The 663-nt window shown below is 82.8% G+C and carries 1 pseudogene; it reads left to right on the top strand.

Annotated elements, in window-relative coordinates:
• Window positions 1–131 precede the first annotated feature (131 nt).
• Window positions 132–663: pseudogene (locus ACQRUO_RS39610) on the top strand (hypothetical protein); the annotation flags it as partial.

The raw sequence follows: 663 nt of genomic DNA, 5'->3' as shown, positions 1-663 counted from the left end.
TGGGGGCGGGGACGGAGCCGCTGGCCACGGGGTCGGCGGCGACGGAGCCGCTGGCCACGGGGTCGGCGGCGACGGGGTCGGCGGCGGCACGGCCTGCACCAGCAGGGCCGGCGGCGGCCGCGGCGGCGCCGGTGGGCGGCGACGTCCAACTGACCGGTGTTCCGCAGTCGGACACCGGCCCGCTGGCCGAGCTGGCCTGGCCGGCGGCCGCCGGCACCACGCCCGAGCAGCGCGAGGCCCTGGAACTGGCGCTGCGCCACCGGCTCACCCCACTGGAGGTGGCGGCCGTGCTCGGACTGGCGGCGGTGCCGGCCCAGGAGCTGTTGGCGGCGGGCCGGGCCGAGGTGGCGCGGACCCGGCAGGTCCTGCTGGTGCTGGCGGCGGGCTGCTGCCCGGAGCTCGACCGGCTGGGCGGCGGGGCTGGTGGGGCCGGCAGGGCGGGTGGGGCCGGCAGGGCAGGTGGGGCCGGCGGGATCAGCGGGGGCGGCGCGACCGGCGGCGCGTCCCGGCTGCTCGGGCCGGCGCTGCGGCGCGAGCTGCTGCGGCACCTGGCCGACTGCCCGACCTGCCGGGGCACGGCGGAGCGGGAGGGCGCCGCGCAGCCCGCGGCGGATCCGGTGCTGCCGCTGCTCGCCGCCCCGGGTGGCGCCCTGCCCGGCCCGG

The organism is Kitasatospora sp. LaBMicrA B282, from assembly GCF_050325825.1.
Taxonomy (GTDB): Bacteria; Actinomycetota; Actinomycetes; order Streptomycetales; family Streptomycetaceae; genus Kitasatospora.
The sequence above is the reverse complement of the archived record's forward strand: the minus strand, read 5'-3'. Positions and strand labels throughout refer to the sequence as shown.